This window comes from Pseudomonas sp. GM84 (genome assembly GCF_000282535.1).
In the GTDB taxonomy this organism is placed as follows: domain Bacteria; phylum Pseudomonadota; class Gammaproteobacteria; order Pseudomonadales; family Pseudomonadaceae; genus Aquipseudomonas.
This window is the reverse complement of sequence record NZ_AKJC01000061.1, coordinates 1-1,629: the sequence shown is the minus strand read 5'-3', so window position 1 is coordinate 1,629 and position 1,629 is coordinate 1. Positions and strand designations below refer to the sequence as shown.

General features: G+C 64.8%; 2 protein-coding genes. Both read right to left on the bottom strand.

Features of this window, described 5'->3' with window-relative positions; all coding sequences use genetic code 11:
• Positions 1-34 precede the first annotated feature (34 nt).
• A complete protein-coding gene (gene pdxB / locus PMI38_RS03690) occupies positions 35-1,177 on the bottom strand; it encodes a 4-phosphoerythronate dehydrogenase PdxB (protein ID WP_008090852.1) in 1,143 nt (380 codons plus the stop codon).
• Between the two features lie 60 nt (positions 1,178-1,237).
• Positions 1,238-1,480, bottom strand: a complete 243-nt coding sequence (tusA, locus tag PMI38_RS03685; protein WP_008090850.1) for a sulfurtransferase TusA — start codon at positions 1,478-1,480, stop codon at positions 1,238-1,240.
• Between the last annotated feature and the right edge of the window lie 149 nt (positions 1,481-1,629).

Sequence of the window (1,629 nt, the reverse complement as noted above, 5' to 3'; positions counted from 1 at the left end):
CGGCGATGAGGCCGGTACAGCATGCCCAAGTCCGTCAGACCATTACCGCACCCAAGGCACTGACCATCTGCACCAACTGCGGTGCCTCGCCCCGCACCCGCACCGCCAACCCTTCGATTTCGCGCCGTGGCGGATAATGCTTGCGCAGCTGGTCGAACGCCGCCCGTTGCTCGGCGGCATCCTCACTCAGGCTACGGCGGAAATCGGCATCGTCGCGACGGGGGTCGTACACTGCTCGGCACAGGGTCGCCAGCGCCCATCCCAGGTCAGCCTCGCCATCCAGCTCGATCTGCGCCAGCGGCGGCTTGGGCAGCAGGTCGGCCAGTTGCACCCGCTCAGGTTGGTCGAGGAAGCGGCACAGCGCCTGATAGATCTGCGCCGTGCCACGCTGGCGGCCATCCAGGCTGTAACCTGCGATATGCGGCGTGGCCAAGGTGCACAGGTCGGCCAGTTGCAGATCGACCTGCGGTTCGCCCTCCCAGACATCGAGCACGGCGTGCACGTCTTCGCGGTCCAGCAGCAACTCACGCAGGGCTGCGTTGTCCACCACCGGTCCACGGCTGGCGTTGATCAGCCAGGCACTCGGTCGCAGGTCTGCCAGTTGCGCGGCGCCCAGCAGGTGCCAGGTCGGGTGCTCGCCGTCTCGCTGCAGCGGTGTGTGCAGGCTGATCACGTCGCACTGTTCGAGGATCGTTTCGAGGCTGACGAAATCGCCGCCCTCGCTGGCCTGGCGCAGCGGGTCGCACACCAGCACCTTCCAGCCCAGGCCGTGCAGCACGCGCACCAGCCGGCCACCGACTTCACCTGCCCCGACCACACCATAGGTGCGCTGTGGCAACGCTACGCCATCCAGTTCGGCCAGGGTCAACAGGCTACCCAGTACGTAGTCGACCACGCCTCGGGCATTGCAGCCTGGGGCGCTGCTCCAGTGAATGCCGGCTTCGGCGAAATAGTTCAGGTCGAGGTGATCGGTGCCGATGGTGCAGGTGCCGACGAAGCGTACCTTGCTGCCTTCGAGCAGTTGCCGATCGACCTTGGTCACCGAACGCACCAGCAGGACATCGGCCTCTTTGACACTGGCGGCGTCGAGGCTCCTGCCGGGGTATCGGCGGATCTCGCCGAAGCCTTCGAAGAAGGCATCGAGCAGCGGGATATTCTCGTCGGCAACTATCAGCATGGCGCTCTCCTGTCAGGGGAACGCAGTGTAGGCGCTACGACGGGCGTGTTCCAGCGCGGCTCAGTCGGCTTTCTTGCGAATCCAGTAGAGGAAGGTGCCTGCCTCTTCCTGCTGCTGCAGCAGCTCGTGGCCGAGGAAGTTGCAGAACTTGGGAATGTCGCGTCGGGTCGAGGGGTCGGTGGCGATGACCTTGAGCAGGCCACCGGCGGCCAGGTTGCGCACGTGCTGGTGCAGCATCATGACGGGCTCCGGGCAGTTCAGGCCGGTGGCATCGAGGATCGCGTCAGGGGTGAATTCAGTCATGGGGGGCTCCGCAAATGATCGCTATTGTCGCGCATAGCGTGACGCAGACCAATAGCCACCTGCCGCCACTGCGTCGCGCAGCGCGGCTTGCCCTGCTTTTGCTTTTGCTTTGGCATTTGCTTTTGCTTTGGCTTTTGCTTCTAAGCGCG